The sequence below is a fragment of the Plantactinospora sp. ZYX-F-223 genome, from assembly GCF_039649625.1.
Classification (GTDB): domain Bacteria; phylum Actinomycetota; class Actinomycetes; order Mycobacteriales; family Micromonosporaceae; genus Plantactinospora.
In genome coordinates this window covers 1-22,178 of the sequence record NZ_JBDJAV010000058.1, presented here as the reverse complement: position 1 = coordinate 22,178, position 22,178 = coordinate 1, and the positions used below count along the sequence as shown (strand labels likewise).

At 73.5% G+C, this 22,178-nt stretch carries 18 protein-coding genes; 10 read left to right on the top strand and 8 right to left on the bottom strand.

What is annotated here, in order from left to right; genetic code table 11:
• Window positions 1-51: 51 nt before the first annotated feature.
• Window positions 52-894 (bottom strand): GNAT family N-acetyltransferase, encoded by an 843-nt coding sequence (locus AAH979_RS37050; protein WP_346262799.1) that lies wholly within the window; start codon window positions 892-894, stop codon window positions 52-54.
• A 165-nt stretch (window positions 895-1,059) separates the two neighbouring features.
• Between AAH979_RS37050 and gltB the strand changes: the two genes are divergently transcribed.
• Both gltB and AAH979_RS37040 read left to right on the top strand, forming a co-directional pair.
• Window positions 1,060-5,871: a glutamate synthase large subunit gene (gene gltB / locus AAH979_RS37045; protein ID WP_346262798.1), complete on the top strand. Its 4,812-nt coding sequence runs from the start codon at window positions 1,060-1,062 to the stop codon at window positions 5,869-5,871.
• Window positions 5,864-7,378 carry a glutamate synthase subunit beta gene (locus AAH979_RS37040; RefSeq protein ID WP_346262797.1) on the top strand — a complete coding sequence of 505 codons (1,515 nt, stop codon included), beginning with the start codon at window positions 5,864-5,866 and terminating at the stop codon, window positions 7,376-7,378. Before gltB ends, AAH979_RS37040 begins: the two co-directional genes overlap by 8 nt.
• 115 nt (window positions 7,379-7,493) lie before the next feature.
• Here AAH979_RS37040 and AAH979_RS37035 read toward each other — a convergent pair whose 3' ends face one another.
• Window positions 7,494-8,087: a cupin domain-containing protein gene (locus AAH979_RS37035; RefSeq protein WP_346262796.1), complete on the bottom strand. Its 594-nt coding sequence runs from the start codon at window positions 8,085-8,087 to the stop codon at window positions 7,494-7,496.
• Between the two features lie 47 nt (window positions 8,088-8,134).
• Between AAH979_RS37035 and AAH979_RS37030 the strand changes: the two genes are divergently transcribed.
• A complete protein-coding gene (locus AAH979_RS37030; protein WP_346262795.1) occupies window positions 8,135-8,680 on the top strand; it encodes an N-acetyltransferase family protein in 546 nt (181 codons plus the stop codon).
• Window positions 8,681-8,732: 52 nt separating this feature from the next.
• Here the strand turns inward: AAH979_RS37030 and AAH979_RS37025 are convergent, their stop codons facing one another.
• Window positions 8,733-9,203, bottom strand: a complete 471-nt coding sequence (locus tag AAH979_RS37025) for a MarR family transcriptional regulator (RefSeq protein ID WP_346262794.1) — start codon at window positions 9,201-9,203, stop codon at window positions 8,733-8,735.
• A 72-nt stretch (window positions 9,204-9,275) separates the two neighbouring features.
• Here AAH979_RS37025 and AAH979_RS37020 point away from each other — a divergent pair, with 72 nt between their 5' ends.
• Window positions 9,276-9,674 (top strand): hypothetical protein, encoded by a 399-nt coding sequence (locus tag AAH979_RS37020; protein WP_346262793.1) that lies wholly within the window; start codon window positions 9,276-9,278, stop codon window positions 9,672-9,674.
• 426 nt (window positions 9,675-10,100) lie between these two features.
• Here AAH979_RS37020 and AAH979_RS37015 read toward each other — a convergent pair whose 3' ends face one another.
• Window positions 10,101-11,195 carry a zinc-binding alcohol dehydrogenase gene (locus AAH979_RS37015; RefSeq protein WP_346262792.1) on the bottom strand — a complete coding sequence of 365 codons (1,095 nt, stop codon included), beginning with the start codon at window positions 11,193-11,195 and terminating at the stop codon, window positions 10,101-10,103.
• Complete coding sequence (locus AAH979_RS37010; protein ID WP_346262791.1) at window positions 11,188-12,171, bottom strand: Gfo/Idh/MocA family oxidoreductase; 984 nt, start codon at window positions 12,169-12,171, stop codon at window positions 11,188-11,190. Before AAH979_RS37010 ends, AAH979_RS37015 begins: the two co-directional genes overlap by 8 nt.
• Window positions 12,172-12,483: 312 nt before the next feature.
• Here AAH979_RS37010 and AAH979_RS37005 point away from each other — a divergent pair, with 312 nt between their 5' ends.
• The 4 genes from AAH979_RS37005 (at window position 12,484) to AAH979_RS36990 (ending at window position 18,268) form a co-directional block, all read left to right on the top strand.
• Window positions 12,484-13,470: a glucosyl-3-phosphoglycerate synthase gene (locus tag AAH979_RS37005; protein WP_346262790.1), complete on the top strand. Its 987-nt coding sequence runs from the start codon at window positions 12,484-12,486 to the stop codon at window positions 13,468-13,470.
• On the top strand, window positions 13,467-14,624 hold the full coding sequence (locus tag AAH979_RS37000; RefSeq protein ID WP_346262789.1) for a glycosyltransferase: 1,158 nt from the start codon (window positions 13,467-13,469) through the stop codon (window positions 14,622-14,624). Before AAH979_RS37005 ends, AAH979_RS37000 begins: the two co-directional genes overlap by 4 nt.
• A 121-nt stretch (window positions 14,625-14,745) precedes the next feature.
• Window positions 14,746-17,289 (top strand): FtsK/SpoIIIE domain-containing protein, encoded by a 2,544-nt coding sequence (locus tag AAH979_RS36995; protein WP_346262788.1) that lies wholly within the window; start codon window positions 14,746-14,748, stop codon window positions 17,287-17,289.
• Window position 17,290: 1 nt separating this feature from the next.
• Complete coding sequence (locus AAH979_RS36990; protein WP_346262787.1) at window positions 17,291-18,268, top strand: hypothetical protein; 978 nt, start codon at window positions 17,291-17,293, stop codon at window positions 18,266-18,268.
• Window positions 18,269-18,554: 286 nt separating this feature from the next.
• Here AAH979_RS36990 and AAH979_RS36985 read toward each other — a convergent pair whose 3' ends face one another.
• Genes AAH979_RS36985 through AAH979_RS36975 form a run of 3 tightly spaced genes read right to left on the bottom strand, consistent with a single transcriptional unit; the run spans window position 18,555 to window position 20,980 of the window.
• Complete coding sequence (locus tag AAH979_RS36985; protein ID WP_346262786.1) at window positions 18,555-19,055, bottom strand: hypothetical protein; 501 nt, start codon at window positions 19,053-19,055, stop codon at window positions 18,555-18,557.
• The gene (locus AAH979_RS36980) at window positions 19,052-20,668 is read right to left on the bottom strand and encodes an alpha/beta hydrolase (RefSeq protein ID WP_346262785.1); all 1,617 of its coding nucleotides are present in this window, start codon (window positions 20,666-20,668) and stop codon (window positions 19,052-19,054) included. The genes AAH979_RS36985 and AAH979_RS36980 overlap by 4 nt, the downstream gene beginning before the upstream one ends.
• 6 nt (window positions 20,669-20,674) lie before the next feature.
• The gene (locus AAH979_RS36975; protein WP_346262784.1) at window positions 20,675-20,980 is read right to left on the bottom strand and encodes a hypothetical protein; all 306 of its coding nucleotides are present in this window, start codon (window positions 20,978-20,980) and stop codon (window positions 20,675-20,677) included.
• A gap of 172 nt (window positions 20,981-21,152) precedes the next feature.
• Between AAH979_RS36975 and AAH979_RS36970 the strand changes: the two genes are divergently transcribed.
• Window positions 21,153-21,392, top strand: a complete 240-nt coding sequence (locus AAH979_RS36970) for a hypothetical protein (RefSeq protein ID WP_346262783.1) — start codon at window positions 21,153-21,155, stop codon at window positions 21,390-21,392.
• A 58-nt stretch (window positions 21,393-21,450) separates the two neighbouring features.
• Entirely contained in the window at window positions 21,451-22,161 is a 711-nt protein-coding gene (locus AAH979_RS36965) for an SDR family oxidoreductase (protein ID WP_346262782.1), read from the top strand.
• Window positions 22,162-22,178 lie beyond the last annotated feature (17 nt).

Below are 22,178 nucleotides of genomic sequence, written 5' to 3'. Positions count from 1 at the left end.
CTTGAGGATGTCTTGAGGATCCTCGGCCGTCCCCGACTCCCGCCCCTCGGCTCAGCCCACCAGGGCGGGCTCGGCGATGCAGGCGGTGCCGATCCGGCGGAAGCCGACCCGCAGGTATACCCGGGCGATCTCCTCGCTGCCGGCGGAGAGGAAGACCAGGTTCGTACCGTCGTCGAGCAGCCGGCGGGCGAGCGCGGCGGTGACCGCGGCACCCAGGCCCCGGCGGCGGGCCGTGGGCAGGGTGGCGATGCCGGCGATCTCGGCGACGTCGTCGACCCGCAGCGCCATGCCGCTGGCCACCGGGCCCTGGCCGGGCAGTTCGACCACGGCGGAGATCCGGCGGCCGGCGGCGGTCCGGGTGCGCTCCTCGTCCAGCGAGTCCACCGGCAACTCGACCAGGGCGGTGTCCCGGGCGGTCGGGCCGGCCACGCCGACCTCGGTGCCCGGCGCGGCGAAGCCGACCGCCGCGACCGCGCGCCGGGCCGCCACGTCGGCGGCGAAGGTCGGCGCCGTCGGGTCCAGGATCCGCACCGGCGTCGCCGCGAAGTCCTCGGGCGGGGGCAGGGCGGCCGGATCGAGCACCATCAGCGGCGCCTCCAGCACCGCCAGCCCCGCCGACCGGGCCACCGCGAGCAGGTCCGGGTGGTTCTCGTGTACCCACTCGAAGGCCTCGGGCAGCCCGAGGTCGCGCTGGCGCTGGCGGACCGCCGTCACGTCGGCGGCCGACGGCGGCTCCGTGGCGCCCAACCTGGGTCGGGCGTAGAATGGCCATCCCGCCCCGTCGCGGACGAACAGCACCAGCCCGCCGAAATCCTCCGTGTGTGCCCCGTCACGCGGCACCGCATCGTAAAAGCGTTCCAACCGGTCAAACGGCTCGTCTCGTACAGATGCCACCGGGGGAGCGTACACGTACGGGATCCGGGGCATGTGATCAATTCCGCTGCCTGTGATCGGTTGTACTGGTGGACCCCGCCGGCCCCTAACGTAGACTCAAGAGACCCAGCAGGGCCGACGTCGTCCCGACCTAATGATTGAACGTGAGTGACGACAGGAGCCCCGGTGGCCTTTCCGTACCCCCAGGAACCGCACCTCTCCTCGTCGGCGGGTGCCGACTCCGCGTCGACCGGCCCCGGTCGGGTCCCGGAGCACACCGCCCGGACGGCCCGGACGCCGGAGCCCCAGGGGCTCTACGACCCGGCTGCGGAGCGGGACGCCTGCGGGGTCGCCTTCGTCGCCGACCTGCACGGCCGCCGCTCGCACGACGTCGTCGCCAAGGGCCTCGCCGCGCTCTGCCGGCTGGACCACCGGGGTGCCCGGGGTGCCGAACAGAACACCGGGGACGGCGCCGGGATCATGCTCCAGGTGCCGGACGAGTTCCTCCGGGCGGTCGTCGACTTCCCGCTCCCGCCGGCCGGGCAGTACGCCACCGGCCTGGTCTTCCTGCCCACCGACCCGGCCGACGAGGCCCGGGCCAGGACCGTGCTGGAGAAGTACGCCCTGGTCGAGGGGGCCGACATCCTCGGCTGGCGGGACGTACCGGTCCGCCCGGGCGACCTCGGCGAGAGCGCGCTGGCGGCCCGGCCGGTGATCCGGCAGGTCTTCCTGGCCGCGCACCGGCTGACCGACTCCCCGGCCGGCCGGGCCGGCACCCCGCTGACCGGGATCGACCTGGACCGGGTCGCGTTCTGCGTCCGCAAGCAGGCCGAGCGGGAGACCGCCGAGCGGGGCGTGCCGGCGTACTTCCCGTCGCTCTCCGCCCGGACCATGGTCTACAAGGGCATGCTCACCCCGGACCAGCTCCCGGAGTTCTTCCCGGACCTGACCGACCCCCGGGTGGCCAGCGCGATCGCCCTGGTGCACTCCCGGTTCTCCACCAACACCTTCCCGTCCTGGCCGCTGGCCCACCCCTACCGGTTCATCGCGCACAACGGCGAGATCAACACCATCCGGGGCAACAAGAACTGGATGCAGGCCCGGGAGGCGCTGCTGCGCAGCCCGAACATCCCGGGGAACATCCGGCGGCTCTTCCCGATCTGCACCCCGGCCGCCTCCGACTCGGCCAACTTCGACGAGGTCCTCGAACTGCTGCACCTGGCCGGGCGGAGCCTGCCGCACGCGGTGCTGATGATGATCCCGGAGGCCTGGGAGAACGACCACGACATGGACCACGGTCGGAGATCCTTCTACCGCTTCCACGCCAGCCTGATGGAGCCCTGGGACGGCCCCGCCTCGGTCGCCTTCACCGACGGTTCGCTGGTCGGCGCGGTGCTCGACCGCAACGGGCTGCGCCCGGGCCGGTGGTGGCTCACCTCCGACGGCCTGGTGGTGCTGGGCAGCGAGGCGGGAGTGCTCGACCTCGACCCGGCGACCGTGGTCGCCAAGGGGCGGCTCCAGCCGGGCCGGATGTTCCTGGTCGACACGGCCGCCGGCCGGATCGTGCTGGACGACGAGATCAAGTCCGAGCTGGCCGCCGAGCACCCGTACGACGACTGGTTGCACGCCGGCCTGATCGACCTGGCCGACCTGCCGCCGCGCAAGCACATCGTCTACGCCCACCACTCGGTACGGCGCCGGCAGCAGACCTTCGGCTACACCGAGGAGGAGCTGAAGATCCTGCTCGGCCCGATGGCCCGGGCCGGTGCCGAGCCGGTCGGCTCGATGGGCACCGACACCCCGATCTCGCCGCTGTCGACCCGGCCCCGGCTGCTCTACGACTACTTCCACCAGCTCTTCGCCCAGGTCACCAACCCGCCGCTGGACGCCATCCGGGAGGAGCTGGTGACCAGCCTCCAGGCGACCATCGGGCCGGAGGGGAACCTGCTGGACCCGAACCCGGCGAGCTGCCGGCAGGTCGTGCTCCCCTACCCGGTGATCGACAACGACGAGCTGGCCAAGATCCTCTCCATCGACGAGGACGGCGACCTGCCCGGCTTCAAGGCGGTCCGGGTCTCCGGGCTGTACCGGGTCCGGGACGGCGCGGCCGGGTTGAAGGCGCGGCTGACCGAGATCTGCCGGCACGTCTCGGAGGCGATCGAGGACGGCGTACGCATTCTGGTCCTCTCCGACCGGGACTCCACCGCCGACCTGGCGCCGATCCCGTCGCTGCTGCTCACCGCCGCCGTGCACCAGCACCTGGTGCGGGAGCAGACCCGCACCCAGGCGGCGCTGATCGTGGAGTCCGGCGACTGCCGCGAGGTGCACCACACCGCGCTGCTGATCGGGTACGGCGCGGCGGCGGTGAACCCCTACCTGGCCTTCGAGTCGGTCGAGGACCTGATCATCACCGGGGCGCTGGCCGGGATCGAGCCGGCCACGGCGGTCCGCAACTACGTCAAGGCGCTCGGCAAGGGCGTACTCAAGATCATGTCGAAGATGGGCATCTCGACGGTCTCGTCGTACTGCGGTGCCCAGGTCTTCGAGGCGGTCGGCCTGGACAACCGGCTCGTGCAGCGGTATTTCGCCGGAACGCCGGGCAAGATCGGCGGGGTCGGACTGACCGAGATCCACGCCGAGGTGGCCGCCCGGCACGCCCGGGCGTACGCGGTGAACGCCGGCCAGCGCACCCACCGGCCGCTGGAGGTCGGCGGCGAGTACCAGTGGCGCCGCGAGGGTGAACTGCACCTGTTCAACCCGGAGACGGTCTTCCTGCTCCAGCACGCCACCCGCAGCCGGCAGTACGACGTCTTCCGCGAGTACACCGCGAAGGTCGACGGGCTGGCCGAGCAGGCCGGCTCGCTGCGCGGGCTGTTCCGGCTCCGCACCGGGGTACGCGAGCCGGTACCGCTGGAAGAGGTGGAGCCGGTCAGCGAGATCGTCAAGCGGTTCGCCACCGGCGCCATGTCGTACGGGTCGATCTCGGCCGAGGCGCACGAGACCCTCGCGGTCGCGATGAACTCCCTCGGCGGCAAGTCCAACACCGGCGAGGGCGGCGAGGACGTCGAACGGCTCTACGACCCGACCCGGCGCTCGGCCGTCAAGCAGGTCGCCAGCGGCCGGTTCGGGGTGACCAGCGAATACCTGGTCAACGCCGACGACATCCAGATCAAGATGGCCCAGGGTGCCAAGCCCGGCGAGGGCGGGCAGCTCCCCGGCAACAAGGTCTGGCCGTGGATCGCCCGCACCCGGCACGCCACCCCCGGCGTCGGGCTGATCTCCCCGCCGCCGCACCACGACATCTACTCGATCGAGGACCTGGCCCAGCTCGTGCACGACCTGAAGAGCGTGAACCCGGCCGCCCGGGTGCACGTCAAGCTGGTCAGCGAGGTCGGGGTCGGCACGGTCGCGGCCGGGGTCGCCAAGCTGAAGGCCGACGTCATCCTGATCTCCGGACACGACGGCGGCACCGGCGCCTCCCCGCTCAACTCGCTCAAGCACGCCGGCACCCCGTGGGAGCTGGGCCTGGCCGAGGCGCAGCAGACGCTGCTGCTCAACAAGCTCCGGGACCGGGTCACCGTGCAGGTCGACGGCCAGCTCAAGACCGGCCGGGACATCATCGTCGCGGCGCTGCTCGGTGCCGAGGAGTACGGCTTCGCCACCGCCCCGCTGATCGTCGCCGGCTGCGTGATGATGCGGGTCTGCCACCTGGACACCTGCCCGGTCGGCATCGCCACCCAGAACCCGGTGCTCCGGGAGCGGTACACCGGCCGCCCCGAGTTCGTGGAGAACTTCTTCCTCTTCCTCGCCGAGGAGGTCCGGGGCTACCTCGCCGAGCTGGGCTTCCGGTCGCTGGAGGAGGCGATCGGCGCGACCGAGCTGCTCGACTTCGCCCCGGCACTCGACCACTGGAAGGCGCACGGGCTCGACCTGCGGCCGGTGCTGCACGTACCGGAGCTGCCGGCCGGCGCGGCCCGGCGCGGCGTACGGGCCCAGGACCACGGGCTGGACAAGTCGCTGGACAACGAACTGCTCGCCCTCGCCGAGCCCGCGCTGGCCAACGGCACGCCGGTCCGGGCGGCGGTGGCGGTCCGCAACGAGCACCGCAGCGTCGGCGCGATGCTCGGCGGCGCGGTCACCCGGCGGTTCGGCGGGGCCGGCCTGCCCGCCGACACCATCGAGTTCGACCTCACCGGCACCGCCGGGCAGTCGTTCGGCGCCTTCCTGCCCAGCGGCGTGACGCTGCGGCTGGCCGGCGACGCCAACGACTACGTCGGCAAGGGACTCTCCGGCGGGCGGATCGTGGTCCGCCCCGACCCGGCGGCACCGTTCGCCGGCGGCCTGGACGCGCCACCCGGCCCGAACGGCCGGGCCGAGGACCAGATCATCGCCGGCAACACCATCCTGTACGGCGCCACCGGCGGCGAGCTGTTCCTGCGCGGCCGGGTCGGTGAGCGGTTCGCGGTGCGCAACTCCGGCGCGGTGGCCGTGGTCGAGGGGGTGGGCGACCACGGCTGCGAGTACATGACCGGCGGCATCGTGGTGGTGCTCGGCGGCACCGGGCGGAACTTCGCCGCCGGCATGTCCGGCGGTACGGCGTTCGTCTGGCAACTCGACCGGCGCCGGGTCAATCCCGAGCTGGTCGACCTGGCTCCGCTCACCGACGACGAGCGGGTCACCCTCTACGACCTGGTGCAGCGGCACTTCGCCGAGACCGACTCGTCGGTGGCGGAAGGGCTACTCAAGCGCTGGCCGGAGGCGGTGCGGGAGTTCACCGCGGTGGTGCCCCGGGACTACAAGCGGGTCATGGAGATCATGCGGGTCGCCCGGGCCGAGGGCCGGGACGTGGACGAGGCGGTGATGAGCGGACTCGCGGCACCGGGCGTACCGGCCCAGCCCGCCGCCAGCACACCGCCGGCCGTACCGGCCCCGCCCGCGTCCCCGGCCCGGCCGGTCGCCCCCGGTTCGCGCCCGTCCCAGGAGGTGGCTCGTGCCTGACCCGAGTGGATTCCTGAAGCACGACCGGAAGCTGCCGGCCCGCCGCCCGGTGCCGGTGCGGATCTCCGACTGGCGCGAGGTCTACCCCTCCGCCGAGGAGGGCCTGATCCGCGACCAGGCCACCCGGTGCATGGACTGCGGCATCCCGTTCTGCCACGACGGCTGCCCGCTGGGCAACCGCATCCCGGACTGGAACGACCTGGTCCGGACCGGCAACTGGGCGACCGCGATCGAGTCGCTGCACGCCACCAACAACTTCCCGGAGTTCACCGGGCGGCTCTGCCCGGCGCCCTGCGAGGCGGCCTGCGTACTCGGGATCAGCGGCGGGGCGCCGGTCACCATCAAGCAGGTCGAGGTGGAGATCGTCAACCGGGCCTTCGACCTGGACCTGGTGACCCCGCAGGAGGTGCCGGCACCGTCCGGCCGGTCGGTCGCGGTGGTCGGCTCCGGCCCGGCCGGGCTCGCCGCCGCGCAGCAGCTCGTCCGGGCCGGGCACGCGGTGACGGTGTACGAGCGGGACGACGCGATCGGCGGCCTGCTCCGTTACGGCATCCCCGACTTCAAACTGGAGAAGGGGCACATCGACCGGCGGCTGGCCCAGCTCACCGCCGAGGGCGTCCAGTTCCGCACCGGGGTGAACGTCGGGGTCGACGTCACCGCCGAGCAGCTCCGGGCCGAGCACGACGCGGTGCTGCTGGCCTGCGGTGCGCTCGCCGGCCGGGACACCCCGGCGACGCCGGGCCGCTCGCTGCGCGGCGTACACCAGGCGATGGAGCACCTCGTCGCGGCCAACATCGCGGTCGCTTCGGCGGCCGGCGGCCAGCCCAGCGTCAACGGCCGGGAGTCGTCGACCCCGATCGACGCGGCCGGCAAGCACGTGGTGATCATCGGTGGTGGCGACACCGCCGCCGACTGCCTGGGCGTGGCGCACCGGCAGGGCGCGGCCGGCGTACACCAGCTCGACCTGTATCCGCGACCGCCGCGAGAGCGCGACGAGGTCCGCGACCCGTGGCCGACCTGGCCGTGGATCCTGCGCGAGTACCCGGCGCACGAGGAGGGCGGCGAGCGGGTCTTCGCGGTCGCGGTCCAGGAGTTCGTCGACGACGGCACCGGCCAGGTACGCGCGGTCCGGATCGCCGAGGTGACCGTCGAGAAGCGGGACGGCCAGCGGTTCCTGACCGTGCTGCCCGGCAGCGAGCGGGAGTTGCCGGCCGACCTGGTGCTGCTGGCGATCGGCTTCGACGGCACCGAGGAGCAGCCGCTGCTCGACCAGTTCGGCGTGGTACGCAACCGGCGCGGCGCGATCGACGCCGACCCCGAGTGGCAGGCCGGTACGCCGGGCGTCTTCGTCGCCGGTGACATGCACCGGGGCGCCTCGCTGATCGTCTGGGCGATCGCCGAGGGCCGGGCCGCCGCCGCCGCGATCCACCGGTACCTGGGCGGGGCCAGCCAGCTCCCGGCTCCGGTGGCACCGTCCGCGCAGCCGCTGGCGGTCCCGGCCGGCTGATCGGTGCTGTCGGCGTAGCCGCTGGCGGTCCCGGCCGGCTTGGCCGGCGGGTCGGGACCGCGGCGGCGCCGGGTCCACAGTGGGCTGCCGCCGGTCGCCGACGGTTCTGAAGTGCTCACCGCCGGCCCGGGTCGCCGCCGGTCGCGGCCGCGTGACGTGGTCGCATGATGAGGGCCGCGACGTGGTACGTACACGGCGTGGATCCGGGGTTGGCATAGCCGTGGGTGACGTCGGCGGCAAAGTAGACCGAGTCGCCGGCGGCGAGTTCGACGGCCTCGTCGCCGACCGTCAGTCGTAGCCGCCCGGAGTCGACCGCGACGAACTCGTGCGAGCCGGGGGCGTAGCCGGGATAGCTGCCAGCGTCGCAGCCGGGTGGCAGGGTGGAGCGGATCCACTCGAAGTTGATCCCGGGGATCACGGGCGTGAGGATGACCCGACGCCATCCGCCCGGCTCGTCGACGACGTCCTGATCGGCGGCGCGCCGCACGATGAGGCGCTCGTCGCGGGCGGCGGCGACCAGCGTGCTCAGCGGCACGCCGAGGCCGTCGGCGATGCGGGCCAGGACCACGATGGTCGGTGCCTTGAGGCCGCGCTCGACCGAGGAGAGCATGCTCACGCTCACCGACGCGGCCTCGGCCAGCGCCTGGAGCGTCAACTGGCGATCGGATCGCAACTGCTGTATGCGGCGGCCAAGCTCGACGAGATCCATGTTTGCTATAGTAGTACCAATATTTCCTATAGAGAAATCGGGGCCTCGTGGTGACGACCGATGCGGTGACCATCTGCCCGGCGACGCCTGCCGATGTGGCGGCGATCGCCGGCATCTTCTCCCACTACGTGCTCAACAGCGTCGCGACCTTCGAGGAGACTCCACCCAGCAAGGCTGACTGGTGGCGCAGGATCGACGGGTTGGCCGCTCGCGGCCTGCCGTTCCTGGCGGCGAAGGTCGGTGACGAGGTGTTCGGATTCGCCTATGTCGCCCCGTGGCGGTCGAAGCCCGCCTATCGGAGGACGGTGGAGGACACGATCTATCTGGCGCCGGACGCTACCGGCCGGGGCGTGGGTCGTGCGCTGCTGTCTGCCCTGTTGCGGCAGTGCGGGGAACGCGACGTTCGCCAGGTCATCGCGGTCATCGCGGACAGCGGGGATCCCGCGTCGGCCGCCCTGCACCGCTGGGCCGGCTTCGGCGAGGTCGGCCGGCTGAGGGCGGTGGGCCACAAGCACGGGCGTTGGATCGACACGGTGCTGATGCAACTGGACCTGGGTGGTCGGAGAGTCGGCCGGGAGCGCCCGGCAGGGTAGGCGCAGCGGGTGCCTGGCCGGGCTGGCGCACTCAGCGGTCGTGGTGGGTCCGTCAGCCGGCCGCCGATGCGTCCAGCACCTGGCGTAGCGCGTTGTCGAGCGCGGCGCGGGTGCTCGGACTGAGGCGGCCGAAGAGTTGTCGCCCCACGTCGTCGGCGATCCGCTGCGCCGCCTCGACGCGCTGCCGGCCCTGCTCGGTCAGGTGGATGGCATGGGCGCGGCGGTCACCCGGTACGGCCCTGCGCTCCGCCAACCGCTGTCGTTCGAGTTCGTCCACGATCCGGCCCAGCGACGACTTGTCCAGGTCGAGCAGGTCGCCCAGTCGACGCTGGGTCAGCGGTCCCGCCCCGTCGAGTACGGCGAGCACAGCGAAGTGCCGTTCCTCGATCCCGAGCGGACGCAGCGCGTCGTTGAAGAGCTTCTGCGAGTGCCGGTGCACCGTGCTGAGCTGCATGGCGGTGATGACGTCCGCCGGCAGGAAGGCGAGCCGGGAGGCGTCGGCGGGGGAGCGCGTGGAACTCATCTCTGGATCTTAGGACGGTGAACGGTTACTCTCATCTGAGAATGTATCAGCCGGCCCTATCTAGGAGGAGCCTTGACCCGGAACGTGGCGGCCGTCAGCGGGACGGTGTACCCGTCACCCATGGCCGGACAGCCGGCCACCCGGCTGCGGATCGCGATCGTGCTGACCTGGACGCTGGTGCTGGAGCACCTCTACGCACTGGTCACCCCGCCGTACGAGCTCGGCATCGAGCACGGGTTCCACCTCAGCTTCGGCATCGCGTACGCCTGGCTGGCGCTGCGGCTGCGCACGGCGCGGCCCTGGCAGCGGACCCTGCTCACGGTCCTGCTCGCGGTGCAGTTCGTCGGCAGGTTCTTCGTCTTCGCCGCGATCCCCGAGACCTGGGTCAGGGCCAGCCTGGTCCCGGGCGCACTGGTCACGCTGGTGCTCGTGGCGCTGCTGTGGTGGCCGGCCGGACGTCGCTCCGGGTGAGGCGGAGGGCGGGGATCGGCCCTCGGCGGCCGGTGGACTGTCTGGTTCGGAGACTGTCGACCTGCCCCGTTCGTGCGCCCAGCTCGCGCAGCCCGTTGTCGGTGCCCCGTTCGTGCGCCCAGCTCGCGCAGCCCGTTGTCGGTGCCCCGTTCGGGCGCCCAGCTCGCGCAGCCCGTTGTCGGTGCCCCGTTCGTGCGCCCAGCTCGACAATGTGTGCACCAGACCCTGTCGGCCGGCCCGGCTGGCGCCGGTCGGTCCCCGCACCGACCCGTGACCGATGCCCGACGACCCGGCAGGGGCAGGCATCCGCCCCGCCCGCCCCGCCCCGCCCGCCCCGCCCCGCCCGCCCCGCCCCGCCGCGCCGCGCCGCGCCGCGCCCGCCGCGCCCCGCCCGCCGCGACCGACCGCTCCGCCCGGCCGCGTCGGTCAGGCGGCGAGCACCGCCTGCACCTCGTGCCGGCGGCCGGCGGCCAGGCCGGTCAGCAGCGCGGGCGCCTCGTCGAACGGCAGCACCGCCGAGACCAGGTGTGCGCGTACCAGGGCGCCGTAGTCGCGGAGCAGGGCGATCGTCTCCGCCGACAGGCGGTCGCGGTCCCAGGTGGGGGCCAGCCCGCGCGGTACCCGGCCGATCTGCGCGCAGCGCAGCGACAGCCCGTTGTGGTGGAACTCCTCGCCGAGCCGCACCAGGTCGGCGCCACCCTGATAGAAGGCGAGGTCGACGACCGTGCCCTGCGGGCGGAGCAGCCGCAGCGCCAGATGCAGGGCCGACGCCTGGCCCCGGCACTGGAAGACGACGTCGGCGCCCCGGTCGTCGGCCGCGTGCCGCCACCGCGTCTTCAGCACCACGGCCGGATCGCCGTCGGTCGGGTCGAGCGTCTCCAGGTCGAGCGCCTCGGCCACCGCCCGCCGCTGCGGCGTGGGATCGAGTACCACCACCGAGGCGGCACCGGCCCGCCGGGCGAAGAGCGCGGTCAACAGCGCCACCACCCCGGCCCCGGTCACCGCCACCCGGCGCCCCCGCACCCCGTCGCCGAGGTCCCGCACACCGCTGCCGTACAGGTCGGCGGCGGCGTGCAGCAGCCCGTTGGCACAGATCGGCCCCATGTGTGCCACGTAGATCCCGAGCAGCGGATCCAGGTCGGGCGGCACCGGCACCACCCGGTCGAGGCGTGGATCGCCCCGGTACGCCGTCCGGTGCCCGTACGTCATCGCCACCACCGCGCCCTCGGCGACCGCCGGGGTACGACTGCCGGTCACCCGGCCGACCTCCATGTAGCCGAGCCGGGTCACCGGGTACGGCGTGCTCGGCGCGCCCTCGACGAACAGCCCGAGCGTGTCGTCCCAGCCGGCCGACAGGTACGGGTTGGTGCCCTTGACGTAGCTCAGCTCGGTGCCGGCGGAGACCCCGCTGAACAGGGTCTCGACCCGGAACGTGCCGTCGGTCAGCGGCTCCGGCTCCTCGTACCGGAACGCCACCTCGTGCGCCCCGGTGACCACCAGGTTCCGGTCCCGCTCAGACATTCGCCGGCTCCAGCGGCGGCACCCGGACCGGCTGGCCGGTCACGGCCGACTCGGCGACCGCCAGTGCCAGCAGGTGGGTCCGGAGCGCCTCCGGGTAGGGCACTCGGATGTCCGCGCCGATCCCCCGGACCGCATCGACGAAGGCGCGGTCGACGTCCGTCCGGCCCTGCTCCAGGTCGCCGGAGACGCGCCGCTCACCGTCGGCGTCCCGGACCAGCAGGCCGTCCTCGCCGATCGACAGGGCCAGGCCGTCGGCGTACACCTCCAGGCCGGCCCGGTGCTTCCAGTCCAACGCGCAGGTCGTGCCGAGCGTGCCCACCGCACCGGTGACGAACCGCAGCGCGGCGGCGGTCGCGCCGTCCACGTCCGCGCCGTCCACGGCCGGCGGCGTGCCGTTGCCCACCGCCCAGACCTCGTCGACCTCGCCGACCAGATAACGGGCCAGGTCGAGGACGTGTGCGGCCTGCTCCACGACCGGGCCGCCGGACTGGTCCCGGCGCGGCCACCAGCCGACCGGCGGCACCTTGTCCAGCCAGGCCCCGGTGACCAGCCGGACCGGCCGGTCGGCCAGCAGCCGCCGGGCCCGGTCGACCGCCGCCAGGTAGCGCCAGTAGTGCCCGACCGCCGTCACCGCGCCCCGCTCCTCGACGAGCCGGTTGATCCGGGTCGCGGTCTCCCGGTCCAGCGCGAGCGGCTTCTCCACGAAGAGTGCCAGCCCGGCGCCGAGCACCGCCTCCTCGGGCGCGCCGTGCGCGAACGGCGGCACGCAGACGTACGCCGCGTCCAGCTCCGCGGAGAGTAGTGTCGGGACGTCGGGAAAGACCCGGGCCCGCGTCGACTCGGCCAGCCGGGTGGCCCTCTCCGTCGACACGTCGGTGACCGCGACGATCCGTACGTCGTCGAAGCCCGACAGCACCCGCGCGTGCCGCTGCGCCACACCGCCCGCACCGATCAGCCCCACCCGGCAGACCCGCATCCTCGACCTCCCGTTCCCCGACCTGCACCGGACTCTCGCCTTCTCCGGCTGCGGCCGGCGGGAAACCTCCGACCGGCATCCGAAACGAACCGTTCACCCGGCCGGTGCGGGGACGCCGTCATCCGGAGCTCAAGCTGTTAGCCGGTCTCGGGTTTGCCCGAGCGGCTCGGGGAAAAGGTTCGGCCCGGCGCCGCGGATCACGACATTGGGGGTGTGCCCGTGCGGCATTCAGAAGCGACAGTTTCACCCATCGTAGAAGCGTGGACCACGTACCGCACCGGAAACTCGGCAAGGTGGACGGCCCGCCGGCTATTGAAGATCAAGGGCGAGCAGCGGGTCAGTGTGGTGCTTCCGGCCCGCAACGAGGCGGCCACCGTCGGCGCGATCGTCGGCACGCTGCGGCGACACCTGGTCGAGAAGGCCCCGGTCATCGATGAGCTGATCGTGGTGGACTCGCGATCCACCGACGCGACGGCGGCGGTGGCCTCCGCCGCCGGGGCCCGGGTGGTGAGCCAGGACGAGATGACCCGGGGACTGCCCCGGCTGGACGGCAAGGGCGACGCACTCTGGTCCGGGCTGGCCGCCGCCACCGGTGACATCGTCGCCTTCGTCGACGCCGACCTGCGCCGCTTCTCGCCCCGGTTCGTCACCGGGCTGGTCGGGCCGCTGCTCGCCGACCCGACCGTCGCGTTCGTCAAGGGCTTCTACCACCGCCCGCTGGTCGGCGGCGGCGCCGTCGAACCCGACGGCGGCGGCCGGGTGACCGAGCTGATGGCCCGGCCCCTGATCAGCATGTTCTGGCCCGAGCTGGCCGGCTTCGTCCAGCCGCTCGCCGGGGAGTACGCCGGCCGCCGCGAGATCCTCGAACAGCTCCCGTTCGTCTCCGGGTACGGCGTCGAGATCGCCATGCTGATCGACCTGCTGGACCTGGTCGGGCTGGACGCCCTGGCCCAGGTCGACCTCGGCGAGCGGTTCCACCGGCACCAGGACACCGAGGCGCTGGGCCGGATGTCGGCGCAGATCCTCTACACCGTCTGGTCCCGGCTGCACCGGCGCGGCCTGGTCGCCGAGCCGGTGCCACCGGCTGCCGTGCTCACCCAGTTCCGGCGCGGCGGTGACCAGGCACTGCCCAACCTGGACCGGGAGATCGTCGTCACCGACGTGACCGTCGCCGAACGTCCACCGCTGGCCAGCCTGTCCCGGCGGACCCGGATCGCCCGCGGTCGGGCCCGCCGGCCGGCGGTCGCCGCACCGGCCGGTGCCGGGCGAGCCGTGACCGGGGCGGTGACCGGCGCGTGAGCCTCACCGTACTGGTCAACGCCGGCCCGTGGCTGCCGGTGCCGCCGAACGGGTACGGCGGCATCGAGAACGTGATCGCCACCCTCGTACCCGAGCTGCGCCGGCTCGGCGTACGGGTGGTACTGGCCACCGTCGGCAGCAGTGAGCTGGCCGTCGACGAGCGGCTGGCGGTCTTCGCCGACGGTCAGTTCGGCAGCCTGCAACGGCCGTACAACCAGGCGTGCGGGGTGGTGCAGAGCCACCTGCACGCGGTGGTGCGCACACTGCGGGACCGCGACGACATCGACCTGGTGCACGACCACGTCGAGGCGGCAGGCCTGGCCACCCTGGCCGCCCTCGGCCGGGACGCCCCGCCGGTGCTGCACACCCTGCACTGGGACCTGGCCAAGCACCCCGAGTTGTACGGCAACTTCGACGGCGCCGACCGGGTACGCGTCAACGGCGTCTCCGCCTCGCAGCTCGCCCGGGCACCGGAGGCGCTCCGCGCGCACTCGGTCGGGTACGTCCACCTGGCCACCCCGCTGGCCGTCGGCGCCGACCGGCGTCGCCCCGCCGGCAAGGCCGGACACGTCGTCGTGCTCGGCCGGATCCATCCGGGCAAGGGCCAGGATCTCGCCGCCCGGCTGGCCCACCGGGCCGGCTTCGACCTGGTCCTCGCCGGGCCGGTCGGCCCGTACCGGCAGCCGGCCGACCTCGCCGCCGCCGCGCACGATCCGGTCGCGGCGGCCAACCCCGACGTGCGGTTCTGGCGGGAACGGGTCGCGCCGCACGTCGACGGGGTACGGGTGCGCTGGGTCGGCACCGTGGCCGGCCGGCAGCGCGACGAGCTGGTCGCCACCGCCCGGGCCTCGCTCTTCCCGCTGCGCTGGGCCGAGCCCGGTGGTACGGCCGTGGTCGAGTCCCTCGCCCTCGGCACCCCGGTCGTCGGGCTGGCCGAGGGCTGCCTCCCGGAGTTGATCCAGCATGGTGAGACGGGCCTGCTCAGCTCCGACGAGGACGATCTCGTGGAACTCGTGCACACCGCCGACCGGATCGACCCGCGCCGCTGCCAGGCCGAGGCGGCCCGGCGGTTCAGCCCCGAGGTGATGGCCCGGTCCTATCTGGCCCTCTACGACCGGGTCCGCGCCCTGGCCGCCACCCCCGCGCTGACCTGAGGACCGGCCCGATCCGTAGCTCCGTCGAGGACGGGACGCGGCTCGGGGCCGGCCTGGTTCGTTCCCGCGCCGGCTTCGGTTAGTGTTCCGGTGACTACGCGTACCGGCGGTGGGGGGCAGGGTGGGACTCGCAGCCACATTCGGGCGGGCGGTTGCCGCACACCGGCAGGCCCGGGCGCACCTGGACGCGGCCCGGCACGGGCTGGCCCAGCTCCGGCCGCCGCCCGACTCCGGCGAGACGGCCGACGTCGTGGCCCGGCTGCGCCGGGTCGGCGAGGCGGTCAGCGGCGAACCGGAACCGGCCCGGTTCTTCGCCGGCCCGCTGCCGGTGCGGCTCGGCGTGGCGAGCACGGTGGACGGAAGCTTTCCGGCGGTCGTACCGCTGAGCGGCGGCACGCACCTGGCGATCGACGCCGACGCCCGGGACGGGCGGGTGGCGGCGCTGCTGCGTACCCTGGTGGTCCGGCTGCTCGCCGCCGCACCCGCCGGCTCGGTCCGGGTGTCCACCCTGGACAGCGCCGCACTCGGCGCCACGTTCCTGCCGCTGCGGGTGCTGGTCGAGGCCGGGGCGGTGCCGCCGCCGGCCACCACCGATGCGGAGATCGCCGCCGCGCTCGACGCCGCCGAACGGCACGCCCGGGCCGCCCAGCAGGCCACCTCCGGCACGCCGGAACTGCTGCTCCTGGTCGCCGCCTCGATGCCGGCGGGCCGGGAACTCGGCCGGCTCGCCGCGCTCACCCACGCCGGCCCGACCGCCGGGGTCTGCGTGATCGCCGCGGGATATCCGCCCCCGGGCGCTGGGCTCGCCCCGCCGCCGCTGGGCGGCACCACGCAGGTCCGCCTCGACCCGCAGGGCTACGCCTGGATCGGCGATCCGCCCGGCCACCCGTTCAGCTCCGACGGCACCGGCCTGGCCGCCCCGGTACGCCTGGACGGCGAACCACCGGCCGGCGCGGTCGCGGCGCTGGCCGACCGGCTCGGCGAGGTCTACCGGCGGGAGTCGAGTTTCACCTTCACCGACCTGCTGCCGGCCCGGCCCTGGGCCGAGTCGTCCGGCAACGGGCTGCGTGCGGTGGTCGGCCGCGCCGGCCGGGAGCAGGTGATCTGCGCCTTCGACGACCAGACCCCGCACTGGCTGGTCGGCGGCCGGACCGGTGCCGGCAAGACGGTCTTCCTCCTCGACGTCCTCTACGGACTCGCCGCCCGCTATGCCCCGGACGAGCTCTCGCTCTATCTGCTCGACTTCAAGGAGGGCGTCAGCTTCACCGAGTTCGTGCCGACCGGCCGTGACCCGTCGTGGATCCCGCATGCCAGGGCGGTCGGCATCGAGTCCGACCGGGAGTACGGCGTCGCCGTGCTCCGCGAGCTGCGCCGGGAGCTGAACCGGCGGGCCTCGGCGCTGAAACGGCACGGCGTGACCAAACTGGCCGACCTGCCCCGGGACGGCAGGCCGGTGCCGAGGATCGTGGCGGTGATCGACGAGTTCCACGTGCTCTTCGCCGGCAACGACGCGGTGGCCAGGGAGGCGGTGTCGCTGCTGGAGGAGCTGGCCCGCAAGGGTCGCTCCTACGGCATCCACCTGGTGCTGGCCAGCCAGAGCATGACCGGGATCGAGGCGCTCTACGGAAAGACCGACTCGATCTTCGGGCAGTTCCCGCTCCGGGTGGCCCTGCCTGGCGGCGGGGGAGTGCTGGACACGCTCAACGATGCCGCCGGAGCCCTGCCGATCGGCTCGGCGATCGTCAACCCGTCCGCCGGGCTGGCCGCCGCCAACACCGTGGTCCAGTTCCCGGACGCGCACGCCAGCGCCGCCGAGGTGGCCCAGCTACGGCACGAGCTGTGGCAGGCCCGCAAGCCCGGCTCGCGGCCACCGGCGGTCTTCAAGGGGTACGAGTCGGCGCACGTCGAGGACGACCCGACGTACCGGGGACTGGTCCCGGGGGGACGGCGGCCGTTGGCGCTGGTGGGCCGTACCGTCGACGTGGACCTGACCTCGGCGCTGTTCCCGCTGGACGCCACCCCGGGCCGGCACCTGGCGGTGGTCGGCACCTCGCCGGTCGGGGCGAGCGTGCTGCATGCCGCCACGGTCAGCCTGGCCCGGCAGCACACCCCGGGCAGCGCCCGGTTCCTGGTCGCCCCGCTGGTCGCGGTCGCCGACGAGATCGCCGAGGAGACGATCGCCGAACTGACCGCGGCCGGGCATCCGATCGACCGGCTCGACGCCGCCGGGCTCCGCGACGAGCTACGCAAGCTCGCCGTACAGCCGGCCGACGGGCCACCGGCCCGGACCTTCCTGGTCGGGTACGGCATGGACGGTGCCAGCGGCGTCCTCGGCGCCCGGGACGAGAACTACAAGTCCGGGCTGGACGACCTCCAGGCGGTGCTCCGGCAGGGCCCGGCGTACGGGGTGCACCTGCTCGGCTGGTGGCGCGGGCTGCGCCGGCTCTCCGACGACATCGGCGGGTCGAGCAACCGGGACGACGTCGCCTGCCTGGTCGCGCTGAACGTGCCCGGGTCGGAGCTGAGCATGTATCTCGGGCTGCACGACCTGGCCTACACCCCGAGGGCGAACCGGGCACTGCTGGTCGACCGGCACGACCAGCGGGTACGCCTGATCGTGCCGTTCGTCCGGGCCGGTTACGAGCACGACGACGAGGGGAGCTGAGGTGGCGAGCTTCGCCGAGTACGCGGCCCTGGCCCGGCACCTGCACGAGCTGCGCCGCAGCGGAGAACGGACCGCCGCCCAGCTCGCCGAGGCGCGGGGCAGCACCGGCGCCGCCGCCGACCGGCTGGACCAGCGGCTCGCGGTGCAGCAGCAGCGGTTGACGGCCCTCGGCCAGATGATCGGCAAGTCGGTGTCGATGGCGCCACCGGCCGGCCCGCCACTGCCCGGCCCTCCGCCGCCGGCCGGATATCCCCCGCCCGGGTCCGGCGGCCACCCCACCGTGCCGGCTCAGTACGCCGGGCCGGACCACGTCGACCCGTCCGAGCCGTCGCCTCCGGCCGGGCACGTCTACCGGCCCGGCGGCTTCGGCAGCCCCGTCCCGGGAGAGTCGGGGAGCGGGGTGCAGGCGGCCGGTGCGGCGTACCCGGAACTGCCGGCCGGTCCGGCGCGGCGCGCGCTGCCGGCGACTCCGGCGGCCGGCCCGGTGCCCGGTCCTCGGTTGCCCTCGGACGCGGCGCCGTCCGCTGTTGGCGCGGGCCCGGGGACGCCCCCGGCCCAGCCGGTCGATCCGGTGCGCGAGCTGGAACTGGCCCGGCAGGCCGCCGACGGCGCGGACGTGATGATCGTGCAGGCGGAGACGATGGCGCAGCAGGCGCCGCTGTTTCCGTCGATGTCACCGCTGGCCCGGGCGACGACGGTCTACCTGATCTGCGCCGGGCTGCTCACCGTCGTCATCTGGATCGTGCTCACCGTCGCCGAGGTGCAGGGCATGAAGGGGCTCGACGCCAGCACGGTCGCGGTCTTCTCCTGGGGTTGTGCCGGGCTGCCGACGATGGTCTTCTTCCTCGGCTATCTCGCGCTCAGCGTCTGGGGGAAGCCCCGGATGATCGTCGGCCGGCCCGCCCGGTACGCCCGGCTCGGCTTTGGAATCTGCTTCCTAGCCGCCCCGTTCGCCTTCCTCACCTACTACCTGGTCTGACCTACCTGGTGTGACCTACCTGGTGTGCGGCTCTCCGTCATTCGGGTCGGAGCGGCGCGGCGGGCTGGCGCCGACGAATTCCATGGTGGTTGAGTGGGGCGGTTCCGGCCCGGAGCTTCTCCTACCGCTCGACCGGGACAGCCGCGAGCCGCTCCGCGCGCGGTTGGAGGGCGCACTGCGGGGGGCGATCCGGCGTGGCCGGCTCGGGCCGGTGAGCGGCTGCCATCCTCGCGCGAGCGGGCCCGGCAACTCGGCGTCTCCCGACCGGGCAGGCCCGGCAGTTCGGTCAGCCCGGGTACTTCCCGTCCGGTGAACGGACGCAGGGGGACATGACGATCAGGGCGATCCAGACCCGGTCGCCGGAGGTCGTCCAGGAGAACTGGAAGCCGTCGGCGGGGTTGACGAGATCCAGTTCGGCACCGGCGCCTTCGGGCAGGAGCCGGAAGTTCTTGAGTTCGTACCCCTTCGCGGTCCACTCGTCGCGGAGCCGCTCCAGCACCGGGGCATGGCGCTCGACGGGGAGCGTCACATGGCTGAACCCGGAGACGTGGAACACCGCGTGGTCACGGTACCCGTCGCAGGGTGCCGGTGCGACGGACGGCGCCGGATCCGGCAGGCCCTCGCCGATCGCCTCCGTGGCAGCACCGAGATGCGCGCGGGTCGCCGCCTCGACGTCCGCCCTCGACTGGCTTCGCACCGTCGGATCCTCCCCGTTGTCGGCACCCGAGCATCCGGCGAAGACCACCACCACGGCGGCGACCCCCACCACTGCCGCCCGTACCCTCATCGTGGCGACTGCCCGTGATCGAGGCTCACCTGGTCGTAGAGGCCGAGCACGATCCGGCCCTGGTTCTTCAGGCTCTCACTGCCCGGCGTCCAGTAGCCGCTGTGCCCGGACGTGTCCACCTGGTAGCGGTTGGCGCCGAAGTCCTGGTCGGTCGGTTCGTTGTCGTGGATCCCCGGGATGCTGCCCGTCGCGCCGGTCATCGGATCGTCCGCCGCGCCACCCGCCCAGACGTGCCGGGGGTCGAGCTGGAGTTCTCCGGCGGTGCCCACCGACATCCCGGGGCTGCCGGCCGTGACGATGTCGTGCACGGCCAGGCCGTCGCCGTGGCTGGCCGCCTCGCCCACCACCACGCTGCCGTAGCTGTGCCCGATCACCGTAGTGTGGCTCGGCCCGGCGTCGTGTGCGGCGTTAAGGCCGTTGACGAAGCTGTCCAGGGCCGGGGCGCCGGCCTCGGCGTGCCCGGTACCCATCGCGCTACTGTCGAACCCGGGGGCGTCGTAGCCGAGCCAGGCGATCACCGAGATTCCGCCGGCCGTGGGGCCGCCGATCTGCTGTGCCGCTCGTTGGACCTCGGCCGCCCGGTCGATCTGGCCCCGCATGTTGTCGAGTTCGGTCCCGGTGCCGGGGACCAGTACGGCGGTGTGCGCGGCGGTGTCTGGATCGCCGACCGCGACGATCGCCCTGCCGTCGTTCGTGTTCTCCAACCCGAGCAGGAACAGTCCCTGACCGGGTGGCCCGTACTCGGCGGCCTCCAGCTTGTCGAGCAGGTGGAGAAGCCGGTCCTGGTCACGCCCGCTCTGCGGACTCCACTCCGGCGCCCGCCCCAACTCCCCGAGGTGCGCCCGCAACGCCAGTCGGTTCGCCTCGTTCCGGTCGCCGGCCGGCAGCCCGTCCAGCGCACCGAGCCGGTCGGGGTGGGCGGTCAGGTACAGCAGGCGCTGGTCCTCGGTGAGCCCGTCCCACCAGGCCCGGACACTCGCCGGATCGGCGCCGGCCTCCGGGATGGCGGACTCCGCCACGCCGAGCAGGTCGGCGACCTCCCGGGCGTCCAGGATCGCGTTCTTCCACTCGAAGGTGTCCATGGCGCCGCGGTCGAGCGGCTCCAGTTTGCCGAGGGCGCGCTTGATGTCCGTGTCCGCGTCGTCCGCCTCGGCGAGCAGCCGGCCGATCAGGTCGGTGTAGATCTCGGCGTTCTGGTGCTGCAACGCCCGCTCCGCCCGGCCGTCGTCCAGGTGGATGTGCCAGTCCTGCGCGGGCGGCGGCACCACCCGCCCGTCGTCCTCCACCCGCAGTCCGAGCAGGTCGCAGGCGTCGATCGCGGCGTGCAGACGCTGCTGGACGTCACGTAGCCGCTGGGCGGCGTTGCCGAGCACGATCGCGGCCATCCGGTGCAGCAGCGCCGCCAACTCGAACTCGTCGTCGAGTACGTCGAGGCGGGCGAAGAGCGCGGACGCCGCCTCCCCGGACCAGCCGGAGGTCCGCAGCGGGCCGGTCAGCTCGGTGACGACCCGCCGTTCCAGTTCGCCGGAGCGGCGGGCGAGCGTACGCCACGCCTCCGCCGCCTCGGTCACGGTGCCGAGCCGCGCGTCCCGCAGTTCGACATAGGTGACCATCCGGGTTCACCGTCCCACGGCGCGGAAGTTCTCCGCGCTGGCCCGGTCGCTCTGCCGGTAGTCACGGGCGCACAGGTGCAGGCCCCCGGCCAGCGCGTTCAGCCACTGTCGCAGCCTGGCCAGATCGTCCTGCCACCAGTGCAGGAGATTCTCCAGCGCGGTCCCGGTCTGCCAGCCGCGCAACTCGCGGACCGCCTGGCTGGTCTCCGGCTCCACGTCCGTCAGTTCCCGGTCGAGGCCCGCCTGGAGGTCGGCCGCCACGCCGGCCTTCGCCTCCAGCAGCGCCGGGTCGACCCGCACTTCGACATTCATCGACGCCCCTCCCTGTGTCGGAGGGTATCAGAGCAGGAACAGTGCGTGCTCTGCCCAGGTCGACGGCGTACGGCGGATCTCCGCCGTACGCCGTCCAGAGCTGTTGAACCATCACCGCTGAGCCCGACGGGCCCGGTCGGTTCCAGGGGTTGCCCGCCGGCGCGGCGTTCGGGTGCCGCTCCAGGTAGAGGACGGCGGCGCCGGCCACATGCGGGCTGGTCATCGGGGTACCGCTGGCCACCAGGGCGGCGCTGTCCGAGGCGATCCCGGTGGAAGGGACGTCGGTGACCTGGACCGGGCGCGGCAGCACTTCGCGCACGCACTCGCCGGCTACACCGAGCTGGACTCCCTGGAGGCCGAGACCGTCCGTACCGTGCTCGCCGCGCTCCCCGCTACTGCTGCCGACGGCTGACCGGATCGCCAGGGTCGGAGGTTGACCTCGACCGTGGTGGAGGTGCTGCAATCGGCTGGTGGTTTTCAACGGACTGCGGGTCGTCGTCACCGGTGCGGGCCGGGGCACCGGACGTACCCTGGCACTGGCCTTCGCCGAGCGCGGCGCGCACGTCGTCGTCTCGGCCCGGGACCCGGCGGCGGCCGGCCGCACGGCGGACCTGGTCGCCGGGGGCGGTTCCGGCTCCGCCGAGGCGCACCGCTGCGACCTGGCCGACCCCGATTCGGTACGCGGCTTCGCGGCGGCACTGGCCGACCGGACCGACCGGATCGACGTCCTGGTCAACAACGGCGCCAACTACCTGCCCGGGGCCGGCCTGGACGACGCCTCCGACGACGAGATCATCGCCACCATCGCCGGTGCCGCGACCGGCACGGTGCTGCTCACCCGGCACCTGCTGCCGTTGCTCCGGGTCTCGGACCGGCCCGATGTCGTCAACCTGGTCTCCGCCTGTGGCGAGGTCGGCCACCACCGGTCCGACGCGCACCCGGCGTACTACGCGGCCAAGCATGCCCAGGCCGGGTTCGCAGGCATCCTGTCGCACCGGCTGCGGGCCGAGGGTATCCGGGTGATCTCGCTGTATCCGCCGGACTTCGTCCAGGACGGGCCGCGTGGCGGCGGCAACCCGCTGACCGCCCGGTCGGTGGTGGAATGCGTGCTGTTCGCGGTCGGCCAGCCCCGGGACTGCTTCATCCGGGAGTTCCGTTTCGAGCAGGTACGGCCGGAGTAGCTCGGCTTACCGGTCTC

Coding starts and splice junctions, on each gene's coding strand:
- AAH979_RS37015 (WP_346262792.1), bottom strand. CDS start 11,195: ATGTCTGAGCGGGACCGGAACCTGGTGGTCACCGGGGCGCACGAGGTG.
- AAH979_RS37010 (WP_346262791.1), bottom strand. CDS start 12,171: ATGCGGGTCTGCCGGGTGGGGCTGATCGGTGCGGGCGGTGTGGCGCAG.
- AAH979_RS37025 (WP_346262794.1), bottom strand. CDS start 9,203: ATGAGTTCCACGCGCTCCCCCGCCGACGCCTCCCGGCTCGCCTTCCTG.
- AAH979_RS36980 (WP_346262785.1), bottom strand. CDS start 20,668: ATGGTCACCTATGTCGAACTGCGGGACGCGCGGCTCGGCACCGTGACC.
- AAH979_RS36985 (WP_346262786.1), bottom strand. CDS start 19,055: ATGAGGGTACGGGCGGCAGTGGTGGGGGTCGCCGCCGTGGTGGTGGTC.
- AAH979_RS36975 (WP_346262784.1), bottom strand. CDS start 20,980: ATGAATGTCGAAGTGCGGGTCGACCCGGCGCTGCTGGAGGCGAAGGCC.
- AAH979_RS37035 (WP_346262796.1), bottom strand. CDS start 8,087: ATGGATCTCGTCGAGCTTGGCCGCCGCATACAGCAGTTGCGATCCGAT.